Source organism: Oryzifoliimicrobium ureilyticum, assembly GCF_037199735.1.
Taxonomy (GTDB): Bacteria; Pseudomonadota; Alphaproteobacteria; order Rhizobiales; family Rhizobiaceae; genus Rhizobium; species Rhizobium ureilyticus.
Genome location: NZ_JBBBVQ010000009.1, coordinates 1 through 23,262, shown reverse-complemented (window position 1 = coordinate 23,262; position 23,262 = coordinate 1). Strand labels below are relative to the sequence as shown.

General features: G+C 58.0%; 26 protein-coding genes. 10 read left to right on the top strand and 16 right to left on the bottom strand.

The genetic code is table 11. From position 1 onward, the window contains the following. Positions 1-58: 58 nt before the first annotated feature. Together VQ830_RS13445 and VQ830_RS13440 are read right to left on the bottom strand one after the other, a co-directional pair. Positions 59-592, bottom strand: a complete 534-nt coding sequence (locus VQ830_RS13445) for a hypothetical protein (protein WP_337268636.1) — start codon at positions 590-592, stop codon at positions 59-61. Positions 593-859: 267 nt separating this feature from the next. Next, a complete protein-coding gene (locus VQ830_RS13440) occupies positions 860-1,324 on the bottom strand; it encodes a hypothetical protein (protein ID WP_337268635.1) in 465 nt (154 codons plus the stop codon). 404 nt (positions 1,325-1,728) lie between these two features. Here VQ830_RS13440 and VQ830_RS13435 point away from each other — a divergent pair, with 404 nt between their 5' ends. Next, positions 1,729-3,450 (top strand): peptidoglycan D,D-transpeptidase FtsI family protein, encoded by a 1,722-nt coding sequence (locus tag VQ830_RS13435; RefSeq protein WP_337268634.1) that lies wholly within the window; start codon positions 1,729-1,731, stop codon positions 3,448-3,450. Positions 3,451-3,597: 147 nt separating this feature from the next. Next, the gene (locus VQ830_RS13430) at positions 3,598-5,988 is read left to right on the top strand and encodes a PAS domain-containing protein (protein WP_337268633.1); all 2,391 of its coding nucleotides are present in this window, start codon (positions 3,598-3,600) and stop codon (positions 5,986-5,988) included. 64 nt (positions 5,989-6,052) lie between these two features. Here the strand turns inward: VQ830_RS13430 and VQ830_RS13425 are convergent, their stop codons facing one another. From VQ830_RS13425 to VQ830_RS13410, 4 genes are all read right to left on the bottom strand, one after another. Continuing rightward, positions 6,053-6,436: a response regulator gene (locus tag VQ830_RS13425; protein ID WP_337268632.1), complete on the bottom strand. Its 384-nt coding sequence runs from the start codon at positions 6,434-6,436 to the stop codon at positions 6,053-6,055. 116 nt (positions 6,437-6,552) lie between these two features. Continuing rightward, positions 6,553-7,467: an aminoglycoside phosphotransferase family protein gene (locus VQ830_RS13420; protein WP_337268631.1), complete on the bottom strand. Its 915-nt coding sequence runs from the start codon at positions 7,465-7,467 to the stop codon at positions 6,553-6,555. A gap of 530 nt (positions 7,468-7,997) precedes the next feature. Further along, complete coding sequence (locus tag VQ830_RS13415; protein ID WP_337268630.1) at positions 7,998-8,999, bottom strand: alpha/beta hydrolase family protein; 1,002 nt, start codon at positions 8,997-8,999, stop codon at positions 7,998-8,000. A 399-nt stretch (positions 9,000-9,398) separates the two neighbouring features. Next, the gene (locus tag VQ830_RS13410) at positions 9,399-10,163 is read right to left on the bottom strand and encodes an SDR family oxidoreductase (RefSeq protein ID WP_337268629.1); all 765 of its coding nucleotides are present in this window, start codon (positions 10,161-10,163) and stop codon (positions 9,399-9,401) included. A 134-nt stretch (positions 10,164-10,297) separates the two neighbouring features. On the opposite strand from VQ830_RS13410, the gene VQ830_RS13405 reads away from it, so the two are divergent. Then, positions 10,298-11,215, top strand: coding sequence for a LysR family transcriptional regulator (locus tag VQ830_RS13405; protein WP_337268628.1), 918 nt, complete (start codon positions 10,298-10,300; stop codon positions 11,213-11,215). A gap of 294 nt (positions 11,216-11,509) precedes the next feature. On the opposite strand, the gene VQ830_RS13400 is transcribed toward VQ830_RS13405, so the two are convergent. Beyond that, complete coding sequence (locus VQ830_RS13400; RefSeq protein ID WP_337268627.1) at positions 11,510-12,244, bottom strand: Asp/Glu racemase; 735 nt, start codon at positions 12,242-12,244, stop codon at positions 11,510-11,512. Positions 12,245-12,348: 104 nt separating this feature from the next. After that, positions 12,349-12,537, bottom strand: a complete 189-nt coding sequence (locus VQ830_RS13395; protein ID WP_337268626.1) for a hypothetical protein — start codon at positions 12,535-12,537, stop codon at positions 12,349-12,351. A 409-nt stretch (positions 12,538-12,946) separates the two neighbouring features. On the opposite strand from VQ830_RS13395, the gene VQ830_RS13390 reads away from it, so the two are divergent. Both VQ830_RS13390 and VQ830_RS13385 read left to right on the top strand, forming a co-directional pair. Continuing rightward, positions 12,947-13,495, top strand: coding sequence for a hypothetical protein (locus VQ830_RS13390; protein ID WP_337268625.1), 549 nt, complete (start codon positions 12,947-12,949; stop codon positions 13,493-13,495). Positions 13,496-13,845: 350 nt separating this feature from the next. Next, a complete protein-coding gene (locus VQ830_RS13385; RefSeq protein ID WP_337268624.1) occupies positions 13,846-14,334 on the top strand; it encodes an NUDIX hydrolase in 489 nt (162 codons plus the stop codon). A gap of 46 nt (positions 14,335-14,380) precedes the next feature. Here VQ830_RS13385 and VQ830_RS13380 read toward each other — a convergent pair whose 3' ends face one another. From VQ830_RS13380 to VQ830_RS13370, 3 genes are all read right to left on the bottom strand, one after another. Then, positions 14,381-14,512 carry a hypothetical protein gene (locus VQ830_RS13380; protein WP_337268623.1) on the bottom strand — a complete coding sequence of 44 codons (132 nt, stop codon included), beginning with the start codon at positions 14,510-14,512 and terminating at the stop codon, positions 14,381-14,383. A 75-nt stretch (positions 14,513-14,587) separates the two neighbouring features. Beyond that, the gene (locus VQ830_RS13375) at positions 14,588-15,172 is read right to left on the bottom strand and encodes a flavodoxin family protein (RefSeq protein ID WP_337268622.1); all 585 of its coding nucleotides are present in this window, start codon (positions 15,170-15,172) and stop codon (positions 14,588-14,590) included. A 207-nt stretch (positions 15,173-15,379) separates the two neighbouring features. Beyond that, entirely contained in the window at positions 15,380-15,727 is a 348-nt protein-coding gene (locus VQ830_RS13370; protein WP_337268621.1) for a DoxX family protein, read from the bottom strand. A gap of 133 nt (positions 15,728-15,860) precedes the next feature. Between VQ830_RS13370 and VQ830_RS13365 the strand changes: the two genes are divergently transcribed. Next, complete coding sequence (locus VQ830_RS13365; protein ID WP_337268620.1) at positions 15,861-16,433, top strand: TetR/AcrR family transcriptional regulator; 573 nt, start codon at positions 15,861-15,863, stop codon at positions 16,431-16,433. A 210-nt stretch (positions 16,434-16,643) separates the two neighbouring features. Here the strand turns inward: VQ830_RS13365 and VQ830_RS13360 are convergent, their stop codons facing one another. After that, the gene (locus tag VQ830_RS13360) at positions 16,644-18,212 is read right to left on the bottom strand and encodes a DUF1963 domain-containing protein (protein ID WP_337268619.1); all 1,569 of its coding nucleotides are present in this window, start codon (positions 18,210-18,212) and stop codon (positions 16,644-16,646) included. 123 nt (positions 18,213-18,335) lie between these two features. Further along, entirely contained in the window at positions 18,336-18,488 is a 153-nt protein-coding gene (locus VQ830_RS13355; RefSeq protein WP_337268618.1) for a hypothetical protein, read from the bottom strand. A 298-nt stretch (positions 18,489-18,786) separates the two neighbouring features. Here VQ830_RS13355 and VQ830_RS13350 point away from each other — a divergent pair, with 298 nt between their 5' ends. The 3 genes from VQ830_RS13350 (at position 18,787) to VQ830_RS13340 (ending at position 21,575) form a co-directional block, all read left to right on the top strand. Beyond that, positions 18,787-19,113, top strand: a complete 327-nt coding sequence (locus VQ830_RS13350) for a YnfA family protein (RefSeq protein WP_337268617.1) — start codon at positions 18,787-18,789, stop codon at positions 19,111-19,113. A 139-nt stretch (positions 19,114-19,252) separates the two neighbouring features. After that, the gene (locus VQ830_RS13345; RefSeq protein WP_337268616.1) at positions 19,253-21,202 is read left to right on the top strand and encodes an acyltransferase family protein; all 1,950 of its coding nucleotides are present in this window, start codon (positions 19,253-19,255) and stop codon (positions 21,200-21,202) included. 85 nt (positions 21,203-21,287) lie between these two features. Beyond that, a complete protein-coding gene (locus VQ830_RS13340; RefSeq protein ID WP_337268615.1) occupies positions 21,288-21,575 on the top strand; it encodes a hypothetical protein in 288 nt (95 codons plus the stop codon). Here VQ830_RS13340 and VQ830_RS28990 read toward each other — a convergent pair. Continuing rightward, positions 21,551-21,691 (bottom strand): hypothetical protein, encoded by a 141-nt coding sequence (locus VQ830_RS28990; protein WP_497812706.1) that lies wholly within the window; start codon positions 21,689-21,691, stop codon positions 21,551-21,553. The two genes, VQ830_RS13340 and VQ830_RS28990, sit on opposite strands and share 25 nt — an antisense overlap. Positions 21,692-22,153: 462 nt before the next feature. Between VQ830_RS28990 and VQ830_RS13335 the strand changes: the two genes are divergently transcribed. Beyond that, complete coding sequence (locus tag VQ830_RS13335; RefSeq protein ID WP_337268614.1) at positions 22,154-22,636, top strand: hypothetical protein; 483 nt, start codon at positions 22,154-22,156, stop codon at positions 22,634-22,636. Positions 22,637-22,707: 71 nt separating this feature from the next. Here VQ830_RS13335 and VQ830_RS13330 read toward each other — a convergent pair whose 3' ends face one another. Together VQ830_RS13330 and VQ830_RS13325 are read right to left on the bottom strand one after the other, a co-directional pair. Next, complete coding sequence (locus VQ830_RS13330) at positions 22,708-22,899, bottom strand: hypothetical protein (protein WP_337268863.1); 192 nt, start codon at positions 22,897-22,899, stop codon at positions 22,708-22,710. A gap of 177 nt (positions 22,900-23,076) precedes the next feature. Further along, positions 23,077-23,262, bottom strand: a 186-nt coding sequence (locus tag VQ830_RS13325) for a hypothetical protein (RefSeq protein WP_337268613.1), incomplete at its 5' end; no start/stop codon positions are given.

The following is a 23,262-nucleotide window of genomic DNA, read 5'->3' as shown; positions in this document are numbered from 1 at the left end:
AATGACGACCTTTGCTTGCCTGCCTCCGATTGCGCTCTCAACGCATATTTGGCTGGCATCAGTGAGACAGGTCGGAACGCTCCACTGAGGCTCTTCGCTGGGGTATTAATGGACCTAAGAAAAAGCCAGCCATTGCCCAGAGAAGGCAGAAGGACAGGATGATTGTCGGTTTATGGACGATGGTCAGTGCCGGAGAGGGAAATGAAGAGCCCTCTCTTGCGGCAAGCGAACCGACGAGGAAGGCTGTAACCCAGCCGGCAGAGGCGAAGAAGAACCATGTAACTGCCATGGCGAAGCCAGACCGGGTCTTCGGCCATCGCAGCACGTAGGATGCCAGGATGAGCGCTACAATCACGGCGTTTCCTGCGAAGGTTCCAATGGTCAAATCGATCGGGATGCCTTCGGTCTCGATGACCTGTTGCAGGTAGCGAGTGGGGAATGAGAACAATAGAATTAAAAGTTGTACGCTCCAAAGTAAAAAGAAGCCTACCAGAAGCACAGCCAGCAGCTTCTTTAGTACGAGCTTTATTCGCATTGATCCCCGGTCCCCGGCTCGCTGACAGATCCGCACCGGATCGTCCGCGAGCAGCATTTCGACGCTTCCCCCATGGCAGCGACCTATATTCTTTCTTCTTGTGTGAACGTTCCTGTCGGTTCCTTCCGATGCAAGGCGTTCTTTTTCTATGCATCCATGATGGCGTTGAAAGCATGAGCTGCAGTGCCAGCGTGTTCATATAGCATTGCTAAATTATCGGCACCAGTGACCTTCAGCATGTCAGCGAGCTTGAGGTCAGCTGCGCATCAGGATCACCGAGATCGGTGTCCGGCAGCCAGTCCATTTGCGCCCTCCGTCATGCTGTCAGCTGAATGTCTCGGGAAGGAGAGCAGCCTGTCGGCGATCTGGTCTGATGATGGCCCAGAAGGTGGCACCCACCACCGCCCATAGGACGCCGAACCGCAGCGGCACGAACGGCCTTTTGACCACCGTCTCCCCCAGATAGGAGAGCGCGAAGCCCGCTCCCGATGTCACCCAGCCGGCGAGGAAGACGACGAGCCATCCGATCAGGCCAGCGATGAACCATGTCGCAAGATAAGCCCGTAGAGAATGACGCGAACGCCGTTGGAGGATTTTGTACGAAGGTAGTCCGAGCACGAGCATCGCTACATACCCCAGCAGCACTCCGCCCGCTGCGGACATACCCAGCATTTCCGTCCGGCTCATGTCTTTCCAAAACTCGGGCCTCGTCAATAAAAGCCCGTACGCCATCGCGGCAAGGACACACCAAAGCGGTGCGATCAGGAGGGCTGTCAGCAGGCGCTTCATGATGTTTCTTCCCTGGAAAACGAGCGGTCTGGGATCGTGGCCAGAGACCTGCCGCCGTCATATCAAACTGCCTCCAATTCGAGCGTCTTATCGCATCCTTGTCGACGGTGGCACAACCAGGCTTTGCATAATCTCGGCTGAGATCATGCCCATTGGCCGGTTGGGCTGGGGCACTGTCGTCTGGCTGTCCGCAGCGCCATGGACCCATCCCAGATCACGATCCGGTGAGGTGCGGCGATTACGGGCTGTTTACCGTTCCCGGTAAGCTTTCGTTAAGCATTCGAGCCCAACTCTTGGTCCAGAGCACTGATTTGCCAAGCATGCTCGACGATGGTCCGGCCAAGTCCGCATCATTGTTTTCATTGACATTATCTTTTGCATAACAGGTATTCAGCGGGCCGCCGATGTCCATTCTTTCCTTTCTTGCCGCCAGAAGCGGCCGGCTCGTCACATTGAAGCTCGGCGGCGCGCGGCAGCGACGGACACTGCCGGAACAGCGGCAAAAATCGAAGCTGGCCAGAACGCGCATCATCACGCTGTTCGGCACGCTGGTCACCGTCTATTGCGTCATTTTCGGCAAGCTCGTCTATCTGGGCATGGCCCAGGATATGACCACCAGCTCGATCCCGCCGGCCCCGGTCGTTGCTTTCCGTCCCGATATCCTCGATCGCTATGGCCAGGTTCTGGCCACGGATGTGCATACGGTCTCGATGTTTGCCGAGCCGAACCGCGCCGTCAACGTCGATGAGACGGTGGAAAAGCTGACAAGCGTCTTTCCCGATCTCGATGCAAAGGCGCTTTATCAAAAGCTCTCCGACAAGCATTCGCATTTTGCCTGGCTGCGCCGCGAGCTGACGCCGAAGCAGCAGAGCCAGGTGCTGGCGCTGGGCCTGCCTGCAGTCGGGTTCCGGCCCGAGGTGAAACGCTTTTATCCGGGCGGGCGAACCGCCGCGCATATTCTGGGCTATGTCGACATCGACAATCACGGTGTCTCGGGCATGGAAAAATATCTCGACCAGCAAGGCCTTTCAGACCTGATGGCAACCGGCATGGTCGGGTCCGACGCGCTGAAACCGGTGCGCCTGTCCATCGATCTTCGCGTCCAGAATGTCGTCCACGATGTGGTGACGGATGCGATCGGCCGCTATCAGGGCCAGTCGGCCGGGGCCGTGATTTTGGACATCCATACCGGCGAAGTGCTGGCCATGGCCTCGGTTCCCGATTTCGATCCGAACGATCCGAAGGCCGATGTCAAAGGCTGGCTGAACCGCATGTCGAACGGCACGGACGAGATGGGGTCGGTGTTCAAGACCTTTTCGATTGCCATGGCGCTCGATACCGGCACGGTCAAGATGTCGGACAGTTTCGATGCCGCAACGCCCTTGCGGTATGGCGGCTTTACCATTCATGACGACCGCGACGTGCCCCGGCGCGTCCTGTCGATCCCGGAAATCTTCCGCTATTCTTCGAATGTCGGTACCGCCAGGATGATGGACAAGGTCGGCATGACGATCCAGAAAAACTACCTGACGAGCTTTGGCCTCCTGTCCAAAATGCAGACCGAACTGCCCGAGGTGAAGGCGCCGAGCCAGCCGCGCGTTTGGAAGAAACTGAATTCCATTACCATCGCCTTCGGCCACGGCGTTGCCACCACGCCGATGCAGACGGCCGTTGCGGGCGCGGCCCTCATCAATGGCGGCGAGCTGATCGAGCCGACCTTTTTCCCGCGCACGCCGGACGAGGCTGAAAAGACCGGCACGGTTGTCGTCCAGAAGAAGACGAGCGACGAGATCCGCTATCTCTTCCAGCTGAACGGCGAACATGGCACGGGCAGAACGGCCGATGTTCCTGGCTTTCATGTCGGCGGCAAGACGGGCACCGCCAACAAGGTCATCCACGGCGTTTACTCGCACAAGCTCAGCTTCAATTCCTTCCTGGCTGCCTTTCCGATGCAGGACCCAAAATATGTCGTGCTTGCCTTCATCGACCAGCCGCTCACGGGCCTCAACCATCTGAACCTTGCTACCGAAACGGCAGCGCCCATGGTGCATGACATTATCAGCCGGGCCGCGCCGTTCCTCAATGTCGAGCCCGATTTCGGCGCGAACCTGCTGACGTCCTTTTAAGGCCGCCTTTCTTTTAGGATGACCCTGCCGTTAAGCGGCGAGCGGACCTTTCTCGGTCTGCCGGCGGCGATGGGCTGGAACCTCTTGTGACTTCACCGCTTAGAAGGTGAAGCAGACGGAGGGAATGCCGTTTGGCATCGCAATTTCATGAGCCCGAAGCGCGACGAAATGATGAAGCGCCAGCAGGTGCTTGCCGATTTCGGCGAACTGGCAATCCGGTCCAACGATCTTGACGAGATTTTGACGGAGGCCTGCCGCCTGGTCGGTGGCGCGCTGGGGTCCGGGCGGGCCAAGATCTTGGAAATCCAGAAGGGCCGGCAGGAGCTTCTGGTGCGAGCTGGTGTCGGCTGGCAGCCCGGTATCGTTGGTCATGAGCGGCTTTCCATGGACGAGGCTTCCTCCGAGGCCTATTCCATTCGCGTTGCGGAACCTGTGATCACGCAGGATGTCGCCGAGGAAACCCGTTTTCATGTTCCCGCCTTCATGCGCGAGGCGGGCGTCATGTCGCTCGTCAACGTGCCGATCTTCGTTCCGGGCCAGCGACCCTATGGCGTCCTGCAGGTGGATGATACGAAGCCGCGCGCCTTTGGCAATGACGAGATCCAGTTTCTGCGAACTTATGCGACGATCCTCGGACCGGTCATAGATCGTCTGCATCTCGTGGAAGAGCGGCGCGCCGAGCGCGAGCAGATGTTCCTCAGTCTTTCCCAGGCCGAAGGCGGTCTGTCGGCCCCTTCAGGCGACTTGCGCCGGCATCGGGATGTCGAGATGGAACTGTTGAAAATCATCTCGCTGCTGCGCACGACCTTCGATAACTCGGTCCAAGTGATCCAGCGTTTCAAGGCAGTTCGAAACGAGGCCGATGAGGTCGTCGATTTCGAGTGGGTTTTGACGAACAAGCGGTGGAACGAGCGCTGGGGCACGATGACAGGCAAGCGCCTGCTGACGGAAAATCCGGGCGTCGTTTCCACCGGCATATGGGACAAGTTCCTGCAGGTCATTGCCACGGGCGAGCCCGTCCTGCACGAGCAGTTTTATGCGCATGAGCAGTTCGATGGCTGGTTTCTCCAAGGCATCGCAAAGGCCGATGACGGCATTCTGCTCTCAACGCTCGAGATCACCGAGCACAAGCGCATTCAAGAAGCGCTGCGCGAAAGCGAGGCGCATTACGAGATGCTGTTCAACTCCATCGACCAGGGGTTCTGTGTCATAGAGATGATTTTCGACGAGCGGGGCAAGCCGTTCGATTACCGGTTCCTGGAAGCCAACGCCTCTTTCGAGAGACAGACCGGCTTGAAGGATGTGATCGGCAAGCGCGTGAGCGAACTTCAGCCGGATCTCGAGCAGCATTGGTTCGACATTTACGGGCAGATTGCGCTTTCGGGCGAGCCGCAGCGTTTCGAAGAGCGCGCCGATACGATGGGCCATTGGTACAGCGTCTATGCCTTTCGCGTCGGCGAGCCGCACAAACGGCGTGTTGCCGTCCTGTTTGACGACATCAGGGAGCGCAAACAGGCAGAGGATGCATTGCGTGAGAGCGAGGAGCGGCTGCGAAGCGCCGTGGCCGTCGGGCGGCTCGGCCTTTGGGACTGGGAAATCCCCACCGGAAAGGTGCATTGGTCGGATGAGCATTTTCGCATGCAGGGCTATACGGTTGGGGAGGTTACGCCGAGCTATGAGGCCTGGATTGTCCGGGTTCATCCTGACGATCGGGAGCGGGTGGAAGCCTCCTTGCGCAACGCCATGGAAACCAAGGAAGAATATGTTGACGAGTTCCGCTCGCTGCATCCGGATGGTTCGGTGCGCTGGCTGAATGGGCGCGGGCGATTTTTCTACGACGCGAAGGGCCGGCCGCGGCGCATGATCGGCGCGATGATCGACACCACCGATCGGCGCATGTGGGAGGACCGCCAGGAAGTTCTGGTGAAGGAACTGCAGCACCGCACGCGAAACCTGATGGGCGTGGTGCGATCCATTGCCGATATGACGGCTTATAAGAGCCAGGACCTTTCCGATTTCAGCACAAGGTTTCGCGATCGTCTCAACGCCCTGGCCCGCGTGCAAGGGCTTCTGTCGCGGCTTGGCGCCTTTGATCGCGTCACTTTCAACGAGCTGATCTCGACGGAGATCAATGCAATGGACGGCGGTTCCGGCCGGGTCTCGCTCAAAGGGCCCTCCAACGTGCGGCTCCGCTCTTCCATGGTGCAGACGCTTTCCCTTGCTCTCCACGAACTCGCCATCAATGCCGTGAAATACGGCGCGCTGTCGCAGGAAACGGGCAGGCTGACCGTCTCATGGTCGCTTGAACATCCGGCCGGAGACGACCGGCCATGGCTCGTTATCGACTGGCGCGAAAGCGGCGTCATCCTGCCTGAGGGTGCTTATCATCATGGTGAAGGGCAGGGGCGCGATCTGATCGAGAACGCATTGCCCTATCAGCTGCAGGCAAGGACATCATACGTCTTCTTGCCTGATGGGGTTCACTGCCGCATCTCGCTGCCGATTTCGAAGGCGAAGCGGGACGGCGGGCCTGCATAACGCATGAGCAGCGACATGAGGCCGGCGCAATGTCGAAGGGAATTTTAGGTGGCGTTCCATGGCTTCAGGACACTGCCTTGCGCCGCACCGTACTCGCCACGACCGAGACAAGACGCTCATTGTCGAAGGGCTTGCCGAGATATGGTGTATCGGCAAAGGCCCTCGGCACCGACGCGCGATCATAGCCGGTGACGAAGACAAAGGGGATGAGTCTTGAGGCCAAAAGCTCGGCGGCAGGATAGATCATTTCGCCATTGAGGTTGATATCGAGGATAGCCCCGTCCAGCGTGAAAGAGCCCCCCACGATCTCCATGGCGCGCTCGACATCCGAAACCGGACCGTAAACATGTGCACCGGCATCTTCCAGCGTTCGCATCAGGTCCGAGGCCACGAAATATTCGTCCTCGACCACCAGCAGCCGGTAGCCCTCAAGTTCGCGTTGCAGCATTGTTGTATCCTCTCCACCGGTCTAACCAGAGATCATCCTGCAGGTTCCCGAGCGTGAGGCGGAGCTGGTGGAGAGTGCAGCGCTCATAGGAGTGCGCAATGGTTGCTATGCGTGCTTTAGAGCATAGAGGGCGCGGTCAGCGTTTCCTCGTCTTCCAAAAGGCGCGCGATCGTACTTTCGCCAAGTGCGCTCATGGTTGGATTCGTGGTTCGATAATACCACACAAGACCCATCGCCTGCTGAAAGGCCCAGGCCGCGCCGCGCCGCCATTCGAGATCGCCGATGGCAAGCGTTTGCCGGAAGATCCGCCGGTTCTCGCGGGAAAGCAGATGCCAGGCCGCAACGAGATCAAGCGCAGGATCGGCCGGACCGAAGCCGCCGGTATCGATGACCCCGACAAGGCGATCGCGCTTCACAAGAAGGTTGGCCGGAATGAGATCCTTGTGGCTCATGACCTCATGACCAAGCTTGGGAAGCGTACGCAAACTTGCCCAAAGGCGCATAAGACGCGGTACATCGATGAGGCCTTCGCTTCTTTCAAAGCAGAGGTCCATCCATTGATCGTGATCGCGCAGATTGCCGCCGCGGCCCCTGCCGTCGAAGTGCCGACCTTTGAGATCGACGGTGCGCAGCCTCGCAACGAGACGGGCAAGATCGCGTGCAAAATCGGCCGATCTGCTTTGCCCCGCGGGCGTTGCGGGCTCGCCTTCAACCCAGGTCTGGATGAGAAAGGGCAGGGGATAGCCGTCGCCCGGCCGGCCGATGCCAACAGGGTTTGGACTTCCAAAGGGGCAGCAGGCGTGAAATTGACGGCTCGCAGCCACTTCCGCCTGCAGAAGCGCAAGGCATTCTCCGGCGTCCATACCACGCAATGGAAAACGCGCCGCATATCCATCCCCGATGCGAAAGATCGCATTGACCGTCCCTGCCGCCTGCAGCGCGACAACATCCTGACCGGCAAATTGCGGAAACTGCGCCGCGATCAGCGCCTTTGCGGTTGCAAGGCCAATGGCAATCTGATCATCGTGCATGCTTGCTCCTGAAGCCTTCGATCCGCCGGCCGTGATGTCGTGTAGGCACGCCAGGATAGCGCGCTCGCCACGGCCCGTCATCCCAAGGCTTGGTGTCAGCCTCCATCTGTCGGGAGTGCGGGCGGCTTCGGCCCGTCGATGCGGGTGTAGTTCCCTCTCATAAGATGGAGCTAGGACCACCCCTCCCCAACCCCTCCCCACAAGGGGGAGGGGCTACCGAGACGCAACCGGCGCGTTTCCTTCGCGAGATTGCTCATCATGGTGTGGGGCGATCATTTCGACGCAGCCTTCGCCTCTCTCGTCACCTCGTGCTGGGCCTGGCGATCCATGGCCTAGGACGACCTGAAAGGATGGATCCTCGGGTCGAGCCCAAGGATAAAGGGAGAGGGAATGTCGCGATTGACGTTTGAGACAAGCGACCGGGGACCCTTTGATGACACCTCTTCTGCTTTTATGGATCGATAAACGCGGCTGTCGGTTTAAGCCCTTGCCACCTGTGAGGAGGGGCGTATCGTTGTCGGCAGCTAATGTTATTGCGCTTTCACCAAGAGTTCTTTCTGGAAGAAAGCCAGCAAATCCTCATTCAGCGATCTTTGAAACGCAGCTCGATCAAAGCCAGGCGCATCTGAACAGGTTTCCATGCTTTTCGCCTTCAGTGCTTCGCTGCATGGTTTCAGGAACGAATAATGTCTGGCGTTCGGAACGTCGTGTACGGCCACAACATTCGGCAGATAGTTTTTCAGGTACGCCACGTTGCTGGCAAAAGGCACGTTCTCGTCAAGGCTTCCGCCCCATAGCTCGATGGGAACGCCAATCGTGCGAAGTGACTTCGGATCGAAAGCAAATCCATAGCCGGGCGAAACAAGCACTGCTGCTTTGATGCGCGGATCGTGATGCCATGTCGATGATGTTAGGGTGGCGGTCTGCGCCGAGGACAGATGGTTGGCTCCGCCCACGCTGCATGTCATTTCCGATTGATACTCCGCACAGTGCTCAGCAAATACGGTCCAATCCGGCACGCCGCCAAGTTCCAATAGTCCTGTGTAGCCGCCCGCCGAAAAGCCGTAAAAACCGATCTTCGACTGATCGAGATGACCACGGCCGCTCCAGCTAGTCAGCATGTAGTCGAGAACCTGGCTGGTCACGATCGGGCGGCTCGTCATTTGGCGGCGAACGCCGTCACTCCTGTCTTTGTAGTTATCGCCGGGATAGGTAAGCGAAACCGCAACGAAGCCGTGCTGTGCAAGCAGGGTCGCGGAATCGGAGCGATCCCCATACCAGCCGCCATTGCCATGCGAAAATATGACGGTAGGCAAACCGCTTCCCTCGACTGCGCCGTCAAGAGCAACCGTCTGAGAAATCATGCCCACTGTGGTCTGCTTTTCTTGCGATGCGCTTGGGTACCAAATGCCAACCTCGATAGGCCGTCCGTTGTCATCGGGGAGTGAAAAATACTGGAAGCCGATCGACCAAGCTGGAGAAGCAGATGCCATGACAAGAAATACGGCTATGGCCCTCAGGAATGAAGTCATTCAGCGCCCTCCATGCAGTGAGACAAACTTAGCCAGGCCAGAGCGGTGGAGACAGTCAAGCTTTGGTGATTGAGGCCGCGCGATGATCGCACTTCTTTGGTTTTGGATGGAGCGCTCCTCGTTTCCATCACCCCCGGGCTTGCCGAGGAACCATGGCTTAGCACGACCGTCAAAGATGGCTCCTCATGCCACGCCCGAGGATGACGGGAGAGGGAATTCGCGATTGACGTTTGAGCGAAGCGACCGGGGGACCTTTTGATAGCGCCTCTTCTGCTTTTATGGATCGATAAACGCGGCCGCCGGGTTAAGCCCCTCCCACCTGTGGGGAGGGGTTCTTTTTCCCGAGGTGACCACCTCTCACGTCAACCGGTCATACCCGCCGAGTGCTACCGGCGAGGGTCAGGTGCGGGTGATCGATGCGCCGCCGTCTACCAGCATGGCCGTGCCACTGACGAAGCTGGCGTCGTCCGAGGCAAGATAGAGCACGGTGCGGGCGACCTCGTCTGGCGTAGCAACGCGCTTGAGGGCATGCAGGTTGGTGATGAAGCTCTGTTTTTCCGGCGTGTCGTTGACGTCGCGATACATATCCGTATCGACGGCGCCGGGCAGAACCGCATTGACGCGGATGTTCTTCGGTCCGTATTCGGCCGCCAGCGCCTGCGTCAGCCCGATCAAGCCGGCCTTGCTGGCCGCATAGGCGGCAACCCCGGGAAAGGCAAAGCTGTAGCCGACGAAGGTCGAGGTGAAGATGATCGATCCGCTTGCCTCTTTCTCCATCTGCGCGATCTGATGCTTGGCGGCGAGGAACGAGGCCGTGAGGTTGATGGTCAGCGCTTCGGTAAAGCCCTCTTCGGAAATGCCTGTGCTGGGGCCTGCTTCGCCAATGATGCCGGCATTGTTGAAAGCGATATCCAGCCTGCCGTAATTGTCCATGGCGGCGGCCACCAAGGCCTTGTGGTAATCTTCGGAGCGCACGTCTCCGGCCACTGCCACGGCTTCCTTGCCGAACGATTTGATTTCGGCCACCAGCCGGTCGAGCTCGCCCTGGCGGCGCGCCCCGACGACGACATTCGCGCCTTCCTTGGCAAAGAGCAGAGCCGTGTTGCGGCCGATGCCGGAACTTGCGCCCGTGACGATTGCGGTTTTTCCAGTCAATCTGGACATGGTCTTCATTGCCTCCTTGTTCGACATGGCGTGTGAGGCGCGGCGTATCCGCCCTCGCTGAAACAGAAGATGGCATTTCGGCAGCGTTCGGATTAGCCTCCAAATCAGGGAACTCGAATTCGGAAAGACCGAACGTGGTCAGGATTGAAGGCATTGTTGCATTCGTGACGACAGCCGAGGCAGGCTCGCTCAGCGAGGCGGCCCGGCGATTGCGGATTTCCAAATCGGTGGTGAGCGAAAGACTGGCAGAGCTGGAGCGAACGCTCGGCGCAAAGCTGCTGCACCGCACGACGCGAAAGCTGACGCTGACGGAAGACGGAACGACCTTCCTGCAACGCGCACTGCGTATCGTCGAGGAGATCAAGATCGGCGCCTCTGAAATTGCCGAACGGCGCGGCACCTTGTCCGGCCCGCTTCGCATTTCCGCGCCCGTCACCTTCGGGCGCATGCATCTCGGTCCTGCGCTTTATCCCTTCCTTGCCCAAAATCCCGAATTGCAGCTTGTGCTCGATCTCAACGACCGGCGCGTCGATGTCGCCTCGGAAGGCTATGATGCGATCCTGCGCCATGGCGCGATCGAAGATTCCCGCCTTGTCGTGTGGACCCTTTGCCGCAGCCGGCGCGTGCTGGTTGCTTCGCCTGCCTATCTGGAGCGTTACGGCCAGCCGAAGACGCTGGCCGATCTCGATCATCACAGGGCGATTCACTACACCTATCGCGGCGTTGCCGACTGGCGGTTCGTCACGTCAGCCGGGCCGGCCGTGGTGCGGGCACGCCCGGCGCTCGGCCTCAACAATGGCGACATGATGCGCGATGCAGCCGTTGCCGGGCTCGGCATTGCCCTTCTGCCAGCCTTCATCATCGGACCTTCGGTGCAGGACGGATCGTTGCGCCACATCGACATCGGCCATGAGACGCAGGAGGAATTCATCTACATGGCCCATCCCGACGGCCGCAATCCCTCGGCAAAGCTGCGTGCCGTGGTCGAGCATCTGCGGGAAGCATTCGGCGATCCGCCCTATTGGGAAAAAGCGCTGCCGGGCCGGAAATAGGAGCTGGCGTAGCGTCATGCGGCTGGGTGATGATCAACCCTTGCCGCAATGGGGAGAGGCTTTGCGAGCCGCACCCGCGCGTTTCCTTCGCGAGATTGGCAAGAGGCGGTGCGTTCATCCCATCGGCCCGGCACTCACCTCTTCCGTCATCCTCGGGTCAGGCTCAAGGATGACGTGGAGGGAACGACGACCTTTCGATAAGGTCTCTGCCGTTTCCATGGATCGACAGATGTCTATAGACTCATGCGGACAACAGGCGTTCAAGGTCCTCATGATCCCGCATCATCCAAGATTTCACATGCGCCCATCGGTCCCAAAACGTTTCATAGCCGAAAGCAAAGCGGCTTTGGGACTGGTCAGCGGGGCGGGAGCGTTTGTTACTTTTGCGGCAGCGCGGGTCATGGAGGCCTGGGCGAAGGCGATGGTGGCGATCCCCTCGGCATAGGCCTCCTCTGCGGCTTTGGCGATGGCGGTGAGGTAAGCCTCGATATGACCGGAGCGGAAGTGCGCCCATGCGTCCGGCACGAGGCGGATGTCGCAAAGAGCGCCGGTTTTTTCTGCGGCAGCGGAAAAGAGAGCGCCGGTCGGGGCCAGCGTTGTTTCAACGGTGCATAGCACGGCAACCCGGCCGCCCTTGGCGACGGCCTCTTCAGCCAGCGCGGCATCGACCCTGATCGCGCGCTCTGCCGCATGACCGGTGAGATTTGCAATGCTTGGCCCGAGCGTCGAACAATTGAGAATGACGGCATCGGCCTTGTCCGCCATGCGGGCCAGATGCTGCGCCGTCTCTGCGGCGATGTGATCGGACAGGCCGCCTTCGCGCTCGGCCGCTGCCAAAAGATGCGGCGTCACCTCATGGGTCAGGCATGGCGCGGAAGGCCCAAGCATCGCCGCCGCCTCGTCAAAAATCTCGATGTTGCTGGCGGCCGTGTGCAGGCAGGCGATTTTCAGGGCGGGCTTCATGGCAGGACCTTGGGCGAGAACGAAGGCGCCCTCTCCGTAGCGGGCTCTGGCCGCCAATCCTGCCATTGCTATTGCTGAAAGGCGAGAGCCAATTCGTTCGCTCTGGGGTCAGGAAGACCAGCGGTCTTCCAGGAGCAGCAAAGGGCGGGCCGAAGCCCGCCCCACGCGCCTTAACGGCAGACTCTGACGGTCTTGACGACCCAGTGGCCGTGGACCCGTGTCTTGTGACGCTCAACATGGCACACTTTTCTGTGCATGCCGTGGTCTCTCCAGTCACGCGCCTGGGCTTCTGCGGACAGAGGGGCAGCAACGAACAAAGTCGCGACGGCAGCAACGATCACTCTTGATGACAGCTTCATTATTAGTGTCCTTATTGTTGACGCTGACGATATGGAGCGATGGTGGTAAAGGGAAAGTTAAGAGAACATGAAGCTTTGGTAATCTTCGGCTAGGCGTCGCCGCAAAACACATGTGTCGTGTGTTCGCGGTCGATCGGCTGAAATCCCATCGACGGGATTACGCTCACTTTTGTGCGCAGAGGGCGAAACGGACCGGCTTCATTAGCCTGAATGGCGAGGATTTAGACAAGTGCTACAATTTCTCTGAATTATGTCTAACGCCCAATACCCGTTATTTGTGCATAAATTTCGTTTTCGGATGTTTATATTTACCTCACTGAAGTATTGTTATTTGGATATATAGACTTTCCAAAGAAATTCGTTATTAACATGATGTAAAATTATCTTCAAAGGAAAGGGCCTTGAAGACATGAATATAAAATATGCAACGATAGCTGTTGCTCTCCTCTGTGCGACTCCCGCTCTTTCTGCCCAAGACGTGATCAGCAACGGACAGTTTAAAGGTAATTGGGCATCTCCCACAGTATGGACCACCAATGGGACAACCAGCACCGGAACTTTAAAGGGTCAAGCTGCAAAGCTCGGCTCGGGTAGTGCATTCGGCATCATAGCGCAGAGCTTCACTCTCGCTAATCCCGGCAAGCTCAAGTTCAGCTTCGATTTCGCAACAACGAAGTCGTTGTCGGTTCTTCTGACATCTTCCACCGGTTTCCTGTGGGCGAAAGATATTGGGAAGAACATTACTGACAGCTTCTCCAAAAACTTCAACCTTGACGCTGGAACGTACACACTCTCGTTCAAGAGCAAGGGGGCAACGGTGGATAATGTCAGCGCTCGCTTCACGGCGGTGACTGCGGTCCCCGGCCCCGAAGCCGGGGCTGGCATTGGTGCACTCGCCATGGGCGGTATGGCGCTTTACCTGAAGCGTCGCCGCAAGGACGAAAACCTGGCCGCGTAACAAGCCAGGTTACTGAACTGTAACTAGGGAGGCGCTTCGAGCGCCTCTTTTCGTTTCGGCGATCGGTGACCGCTCGTGGTAGGTAGCGTGTATCCAGCTTTCATCATTTTATCATTGGGCGCTGCTCGCATGTGTCGTTTTGGAAATTCTGGGAAACGCTGAGGTTATGAGCGGTGATGCCAAAGAAGCGCAATGCCCCTTGCTCGCCATAGCTTCAGTTGCTTGGTCAGCAATGCTAAAGCGGCATAACACCTCCGGGAAAACTTGGGTCTGTCATGGGGCGCCCGAGAAGGTTAGAACGCATATCTTGTTCGCGACCGAGCCGCTCTTGGGCTGAAAGGAGAAGCAAGATGGTGCCTTCGACGCCGAACCGTGTGCGGGTTATTCTTTTGTCTCCATTCAAACGCGTTCTGTTGATCCATTATCGCAATACGGATCGATCCGGCGTGGACAATCCCTGCTGGATCCTTGCCGGAGGCGGAATGGATGCAGGGGAGACCATTGCCGATACCGCTCTTCGCGAGATCAAGGAGGAAACCGGTCTTTCCCATGTCAGTCTTGGCCCGGTCGTCTGGTACGGCGAAGACAGCATCAGGAGCGGCAACTGGGGGATAACCTACAAAGAGCACTTCATCGTCGCCCATTCGCAGACGGAAGATCTTTGCAAGGACGGCTGGACCGAGCATGAGCACCGGCAAATCACGCAGATGCGATGGTGGAGCGTTGAAGAAATCAGGCAGAGCCGCGATGCCATCTATCCGCTTGGCCTGCATGACCTTCTTATTCCAATCCTGGCGGGAGATTATCCGGCCGAATTGAGAATCATCGGGGCGCCTTAGCAGGAACAGGCATTTATCCCGCCCGTATGGGCTATTGTCATGGCGTTCAGCGCTCGCCGTCAGCCCGGAAAGGCTCGCCGTTTCTTGAAGGCGGATTGCTGTTATTGGCGGACCAGCCAAGACAGGTGGCGTCATGATCCCAATCGATGATACGGCGCTCGACGCGGATGATGCTCATGCGTCACCCGGGCCATAGGCCAAGGCCTTCCGCGCCATCACGCGCAAGGATCTTTCGGAGTTTGCTGCGCCTCTCTTACAGCTGTTCCATTGGTTTCAGCCGGCGCGCGACGCCTGCGACCCTCGCACCGTAAAGACGCGCTGTGTCGAGGTCGCCAACCGACATTTCCTCCGGCGCGGCATCGGCATCGGACTGTGCCATCGGGCCGATATAAGATCCCATCCGATTTGGGTCATCGCGCAGCGAAGACTTCAGGTTCGATGGCTTGATGCCAAGGCTTACCCAAAGGCCGCCATGCTGGCCCGCAAGAAGGACGAAATATTGCAGGGTGTTCAGCTTGTCGCCATTCAGGCTGGCGCTGTTCGTAAAGCCGCCGAAGACCTTGTCCTGCCATTTTGCCGAAAACCATGGCTTTGAGGATGCATCGGCGAATTTCTTAAATTGCCAGCTCGGCCCGCCCATATAGGTCGGCGCGCCGAAGATGATGGCGTCAGCGGCATCGAGGGCGGCCCATCCCTCTTCAGAAAGGTTGCCGTCCGCGTCGATGGCATGGAGCGTGGCGCCGGCTCCCTCGGCGACGGCCTGCGCCATACGGTGCGTGTGGCCATAGCCGGAATGGTAGATGACGACCGCGCTTACTGCTGGACTGGATGTGCTCATGCTTGGGCTCCTTGAGCGTTTCCAGGCGAAGCGGCGTTGCTTCGGGGCTGGAAACTTTGTTGAAACAAGAGGGTAGAGTGTTTCCGGCGCCCAGATTTCGCCAGGGAAAGACTCCGGCATCGGCTTTTGCGCTGGGCTGAAAGGGAAAGCGCAGGTTCAAAGGCGGTGATGTTCGGGGGCAGGCCGACCAGAAATCGGGCGTCGGAATTACGAGAACTGAATGGATGCTGCGACCAACAGGATCAGCAGGAATGCCGCTGGCGGTGCGGCGTGCCGTGGCTCATGCGCGCGCAGCACGGCGGCGATTGCGGCCAGCATGATGCATGTGCCGAGTGCGACGCCGGCGAGAAACGTCGGACGGAAGACAAGAAGAACAGCCGTCATCAGCTCGAGGGCGGCTGTGACCCAGCACCACCAGGACGGAAATCCGTAGCGGACGAATTGCTCGCGGATAGGCTGGCGCGCAGTCGCATTGACGAGGCCGCCAATGGTAAAGGCCGCTGCCGCGAGGAGCGTTGCAGCATCGGCGAGCGAAAAAGATATCAGGTTCGACATTTGAAGACCTCACAGGCGCAGTTGCTATCTGATTTATAGCACCGATCATAAATCTAGCATCGCTATATTGTCAATCATTGCATTTATAAATTTTGATTGCTAGTGTTTATGCGGTGAGAGGAAAGGCAAACCAATGGGCATTAACGAGCGCAAAGAGCGGGAGAGGGCAGAGCGGGAGCAGCGGATCGTTGCGGCGGCACGCATGCTGGCCGAGCGCGATGGCTGGCCTTCGGTCACGGTGCGGCGCCTGGCCGACGAAATCGAGTACAGCCAGCCCGTTCTCTATGCTCATTTTGCGAACCGCGATGCGATCGTCGGTGCCGTTGCGCTTGAGGGGTTTGCCGAGCTTGGCCCGACCTTGCGCAAGGCGGTGCGCGGCAATGCCACTCCTGCGCAGGCGCTTGAGGATGTCGCCACCGCCTACCTCGACTTTGCCTTCGAGCGGCCGGCGCTTTATGAAGCCATGTTCGTTTTGCCGACCGGCATTCGTTTCGCAAAATCCGATACGCCGCAGGTTCTGCGCGACGCCTTCGGCGCGATGATGGCGGTGATCGAGCCGGTTTCCGCCGATCCTGAAATCTCCACCGAAACATTCTGGGCCGCTCTGCACGGCCTGACGGAGCTTGAGCGGCATGGTCGGATCAGAGCGCCATTCCGGGCCGAGCGCGTCAAGCGTATCGTCGGCATGTTCGCAATGGCAAAGTGAGCCACGTCAACAGGTGCGCCATGGCCAAGATGGGGGCCGCTCGGCAATTTCGCGGCGTTTGCCGGAACTTTGCGGGGCGCTCGCCTCTCGTCCGCCGTCAGGGCTTGCTGATCTTGCCATATTCGATTTTTTGCCGAGTCAAACGCCGGGCCGTCTCCACTCGGGCGCTCCCAAAAAACCGTTTACAGCTAAAGGCGCTCACCGGGTTTGTCAGCCGGACTCGACAAAGGCATAGACTCGCGAGAAATCTGCTTGAGCGACGTCCTTTCTGTTGGCCATGAAAATCAAGTCTCCATGATCGCTGAAGCTGAAATCCGCTTCACCCCCGGATGCAAGCTTGATCAGAATGAACCAGTCGTCGGGCGTCGCTATATCGGTCCAACCGCTTTTTGCGGCGTGATGTGCAGCCATTTTCTGGATTGCAGGCATCTCTCTGACACCACTGATACCGAACATCTGATGGTTTGGGCCAGATCCAATCTTGAACTGCTCACTCATCGCAATGGCAAAGTCCGACGGGTTTTCGATACCGATATCGGCATAGGCCTTCGGATTGCTACCGATGCCCGGCAGGCCGAAGGGAGCGCTGAGCGTGCGGGCAAAGCGCAATGTCTGCGCCGAGCAGCTGAACTCATATTCGGAGGCAAAAACCGAGACAGGCGTGCCATCGCGGTGGAACGTCATACGGCCGGCGTCATTCACGGTGACGGACAATCCATCGACGGTTTGTCCATTCGGCACAAACCGCCCGAGGTCGCTGTCCCACACGATCATTTGTGAGGCCGAAATGGCGATCTCCGCAGCATCGGCCGCCAACCCGTGCGCGACAAGATCGGTGCCCCCAGGCGCGTAGAGGACACGCCCGTCCGTATAGTCCGTTCCAATGAAAAAGGAGATGAGGCCGGATTCGGGCAGTGTCTCCGGGCGATCAGGTAGGTCAGCCAGATTGATCTGGGCCAGAAAATTCAGGTGGAAGCCATTGTCGTTGGACGGCCAATCTGTGCCGGCGGGCAGATCCGGTCCACCGCCAATCCGGCTGAGACCGGTTATGCCGGGGTCGGCGATACCACCTTCAATCATCGCAACCGTCGGCAACACGATCAGGCGCAGCGCGTCCCGCTTGTCCTTCAGGCCAGCCTCTCCGACCGCTGCATTGAAACGCTTCTCGATGTCATCGGGGGTTGCAAATTCGCCTGCGGCTTTTTCGCCGCGTTGTTCTTCGGAACTTTCTCGATCGAGCGCATCTGCCATGTGCTCCATGCCGTGTTTCAGTCTTTCAAGCACGGCCGCCTTCTCGGCTTCAGCCTCAGCTTTAGCGTCAACCGCAGCCTCTCCTTCGATCTTGATGCGAAGGGAGGCCAGCATGCGCGTAAAATCAGCCTCGATCTGCGCAAGGTCCGGCGCACTGGCCATGGCGGTCGCGTGAAACCATGTGGAGCCGTCGGGCGAGGCAAGAATAGCGCGCTGGCGGTACCAGGCACGCTTTTCCCGCGTCTCCCAATCCTCGAGGCGATCCTTGACTTTGCTCATTTCGCCCGTCATGCCCGCGAAACTGACAGCCCTGCGCTCGACGACCTTGGCGCCGTCTCGCTTTAGGCACTCGCTCAGCCATTTCTCCGGCGTTTTTCGTTTCTCTCGCTCGGTAGCCCACACGCTCATCTGAGGTGAAAACGTCGTCTCCGGGTGAGGCCGCAACCTGATCGATCCAGCAAAGACGCTGACATTTTCGAACATAGGATTGGCTTCGATGGAGAATTCCGGCGTTTCCACTGGCTTCATATGAGGCTCCCATGCGAATATCGTGGGTAAATCCTCGCCCAGATCAGACATTTGCGCAACCGTCGCTTGCAGTAACGCGCTGCCTCTGCGCTGAGACCGTCTTTGGTGCCTGGGAAATGCTCTCTAAAGCACGTCCCGCAGATGATGCTTGATATGGAGATTGGGGATCACGCCTGCCTCATGTGCCATGCGGTATAGATCGCGGGAGCTATCAAAAGCTACCAGCCACGACAGCGCGCTTAAGAGCGACACGATGATCAAAATCTGAACCCGCATGGGAATTATCTGCCCGACGATCTTGGCCATACTAGGGCGTTGGCAAGGGCTGTTGCGGCGATTTCCGAATTGTGACTTTTTCGTCCGGATTAATTGACTTTGGCAATGCACATGGCTGCGCCGCATCGGCGTACGCGCTGCACCGGATGCGCCTAGCAACATCATGGATGCGCTGAAACGCACGGCGAGAACGTATCAGCAGCAAGCTGGCATCACCGCCCGAAAGGCTTCTAAGTCGCGCCCAAAGATATGGTAACAGCGCCTATTCAGTCTGTGAGCATTTGTTTTACAACAGGCCATGATCACACTCATTGCATATGCGGGCGCTGCCCTTGCGGAGATTGCCGGTTGTTTCGCCTTTTGGGCCCATTTTCGGCTGGAAAAATCATCGCTTTGGCTCATTCCCGGTATGCTGAGCCTTGCCCTGTTCGCCTATCTCCTGACCTTCGTCGAAAGCGAGGCCGCAGGGCGCGCCTATGCGGCCTATGGCGGTATTTATATCATTGCCTCAATCCTGTGGCTGTGGCTGGTGGAGCGTCATTGGCCCGACAAGTGGGATCTGATCGGCGCCTTCATCTGCCTCAGCGGCGCTGCCGTTATCTTGTTCGCTCCCCGATCCGCCTAGTTGTCTTGCCGCAGCTTTCTCGTGTCCGCTTGTTGCTTCCAATATAAATCTGGAGACGTGGCCCGATTTCCTCTGCTGCTTGTAGTCGACATCGCTAATAAGACCGGCTAAGCACTTGTAAAACATCGTTGCGAATCCCATGACATACAGAGCTGATATTGACGGCCTTCGCGCAGTCGCTGTGCTAGCCGTTATCCTTTTCCATGCTGCACCCTATGCTCTGCCCGGTGGGTTTGTGGGCGTCGACATCTTCTTCGTGATCTCGGGTTACCTGATCACAAGACTGATCAGCGAGAATCTCGAGACAGGGCGCTTTTCGTTCATCGGCTTCTATGAGCGCAGAGTTCTGCGGCTAGTTCCTGCGCTCATTGTCGTATGCGCCGTCACCTTGATGTTCGGCCATCTCTTTTATGGTCCCGCCGATTACGAACGCCTGGCGAAAGCCTTGAAGTCCGTCATTCTCATTCACTCAAACAATTACTACCTCAAGACGAGCGGCTATTTTTCAGCGCCGCCGGAGACGACGCCACTTCTGCATGCCTGGTCGCTCTCGGTGGAAGAGCAGTTCTATTTGGTCTTTCCTTTCGCTCTCGTCATGTTCCGAAGGTTTCGCATCAAACCGGCCGCCTGGATGGGGCTGGCTGCGCTTGTGTCCTTCGCGCTGTCTTGCCGTGCGCTCATCAGGCATCCGGAGGCGGCGTTCTTTCTGCTGCCATACCGCGCTTGGGAATTCCTGGTCGGATCGCTGATGACGCTGCCGATGGCGCACCGGATCGTAACCGTCAGGATCGCGCCTCTCATCGGCATCGTGCTGATCGGCGCTTCCTTCGTTCTGCTCGATAGCACGTCGTCTTTCCCTGCCTGGGGCGCTCTCGCGCCTTGTCTCGGTGCTGCACTGATCATCCGTGATGGAAAGACCATGGTTGCACGCGCACTGGCGTCCAAAGTCCCGAACTATATCGGCAGGATCTCTTACTCTCTCTACCTGTGGCATTGGCCAATTCTCTGTTGTGCAGAATATTGGCTGGCAAGGCGCCTGGGATTCGGGGAAGCGATGGGCGCGCTTCTTTTATCCTTTGCGCTCGCGTCGCTCTCTTATCACCTGATCGAACAGCCCTTCCGACGCAAAGGCTCTGTCGCCAAGCCGATCGCCGCCCTTGGGTTGACGAGCCTGTTGTTCTTCGCGGCTGCGGGAATATCCGCACTGCACGGCCTTCCAAACAGGCTTCCGGCCAGCGTGGCCGGGTACCTGACGAAAGATGCGCTTCATGTGGGGCTGCCGGATGAAAATTGCAGGATCGACGAACTCATCTCGCAGGATGGCCGGCTCCGGCAATTGAAGGACTACCGCGAACCTCAGGTCTGCAGGGTAGGGGCGCAAGATCAGAAGCCGACGGTCCTCTTATGGGGGGACAGTCATGCTCAAGCCCTCGGCCCCGCCATGGATCTGGCTCTCAAGCAGTCATCCAAGGCAGGATACGCGATCTCCACGCCAGGCTGTCCGCCTTTGCTGGGCATCTTCAGGGCGGACAGACCGAAATATGATTGCCGGGAATTCAATGAGGCTGTTTCCAGGCTCATTGAGACCATGCACCCGGCAGCCGTCGTGCTGGCTGCGCGATGGCCGTTCTATTTCGAGCGATCAACCTTCGGCAATGAACAAAACGAGCCGCCTCAGGTCCAGGAGGATCATTTCGACATTGGCGCTCCATCGATGGCGGCGGGCATTCAGGCCACGTTCTCGTGGCTGGCCGACCGTCACATCAAGACATTCGTGGTCGATACCGTCCCTGAGATGGCGGCACCCGTTCCGCAAAGCCTGGCCCGAATGATCCTCACCGATCATGCGACCTTGGTCGATGTGCCGCTTCAGGTTGTCCAGCAAAGACAGCACAACAGCCAAATTTCCTTGCAGGAAGCGGCAAAACAATTCGGGTTCGATCTGGTCGAGCCGAGCGAAGTGTTTTGCAGCCAATCGATCTGCGTCGGCGGGACGGACCACGAGGTGCTCTACGTGGATAACAACCACTTATCCACGGAGGGGGCCGCCAAAGTGGCGCCGCTGCTTGAACGAGCGATGAAACAGTAATTGGCTCGAGCTGGGCAGGGTTAAAGCGCGCGCGCTTTCAAAGCTGTGTCCGGTGCGCCATCAGGACCGAGGCGGTGTGAAGGGCTTGTCCAAGAAATCCATCGCGAACTCGCGCAAGAAGCTCATGAAATGCCACCAGGTGCACGGTCAGTCCCTCTTCACCTTCATCAAGTCGCTGGCTTCCTACCAGTTTTGCTCCAGTGGCGATGAATATGTGGAGCCGATTGGTTTGCAAGGCCGGATCCGCGTCAGTCGGATCGACGGCTTCACCTGGGACCTCCCAAAACGTCTCGCCCGCGGCATGTCTGTATTGTTTTATCAGCAAAACTTTGTCGCTAGGGGTTATCGCTATAATATTGACCAATCAGGATAGGTCAGCACGTAATATGGATATGGGCTGATTTCCTGCCCGTTCGACGTGAGGCATTTGTCGGCGCGAAGCTCGATCCAGTGATCTTTTATAAGCCTGTCCGATCCAATCGTTTTCAAGCCTTTTCGAACAATCAAATTTCTTAAACTATGGTGTTCAACGACTGTAGGGTGGAATGCGTGTAGAGGCTACGGCCAGATTCCGACGCGGGGCTGTCAGGGTGTTCTACAGTCATCTGCAGCAAGATGCTCTGCGGCAATCAGGATGAAGCGAATTTAGCACCTAAGCTAGGCGCGTCGTAATTCTAAAATCCGTGGTATCACTATATTGATAGTTTTCTTTGCCTCACGATGCAGTCGGTAGTCATGTTTTTGCTTTGCCTGAGAGTAAGTGTTGCATTGAAGCAACATTTTATTTTTAGTTATTTTGGATGCGATACATTGAGGTTTACAGTAGAAATTATGCAATACTTCGCATTGACTCTCTGTTAAACATGTTTTGGTCGCTAGTATTTGGCAGGGTTTGCCGTCGGGGGAATCATGAGATTTAAAACTGTCTCTTTAGTAATAGCGTTTATTGGCATGAGCATAGCGAGCGCTGCCGCTATGGGCCGCATTCCGGCAAGTGGCACCGTGGACTTGAGCAGCAGCACTCCACTTACCTCAGACATAACTGCGCTGTTTACGCCCGCTGTCACCGCATATAATCTTACGGTATCGTGGTCATCAATCGAAAGAGTTGGTGAGGGGTTCGGAGCCTTCGGCGTAAGCGTGCTGAATTTACCGAGCAACAACACGGCTGGCTTCGTTTATATCCCCAGTTCTGTGAGTGCTGCAACCACTTCCATTACGCAGCGTATCTCTGGTCTGACGGTGGGGGCAACCTATGTCCTGTCGGCCAACGCGATAGCTTCCCCGGGGTCTTCGTTTACAGTTAAAGGCTTCTCAGCATCGGTTCAGGCAGTCCCTGGCCCAGAAGCAGGGGCCGGTATCGGCGCTCTTACTCTTGGCGGCGCGGCGCTTTACCTGAAGCGTCGTCGTAAAGACGAAAAGCTGGCCGCTTAACCCATCGTGCGAGCATCACGAAGTGAGGCGCCCTTGGGTGCCTCATTTTCTTTTGATCATAACGCGTCCCGTCAAAGCGTTTGCCAAGACGGTTTCGCGTTTGGGCGTGCGTCGTAACCTTCCTGATGCTTTTGAAATTCGATTGGCATCTGGACCATCAAGGTCCAGAGCGGGATCATGCGGGTCAAGAGCCCTTTGCCGAATTCGGTCAGCTTGTATTCCATGCGCGGCGGCATTTCGGTCAGATCGTGACGAGCGACCAGTCCATGAAGTTCACCTCAGCGCAAGAGTGGATCAAGGAAAATCTTCGATCCTGACAGAAAACGGCTCGGCGAGATTATCCCGCCGAGCCGTCCTGACAGACCGTGAAATGAAGGTGCTGCTTAATCCCCGTGTCCACCGTGAGGGGAGGGGGCTATAGGGTCACCTTGACCCGGATCTTAGAACTCTTCCCAGTTCTGGTCGCCTGCTGGGGCGGCCGGTGATGCTGCGGCAGAGGCTCCCCCGCCGCCGAAGGCGCCGGCAAGCTTGGAGCGCAGCGAGCGGGCCGGTGACGAGACCGGACGAGCCGTGGGCGTGGCCGCCTTGACGGGTGCCGGAGCGGCAGGACGAGACGCCATGGGACG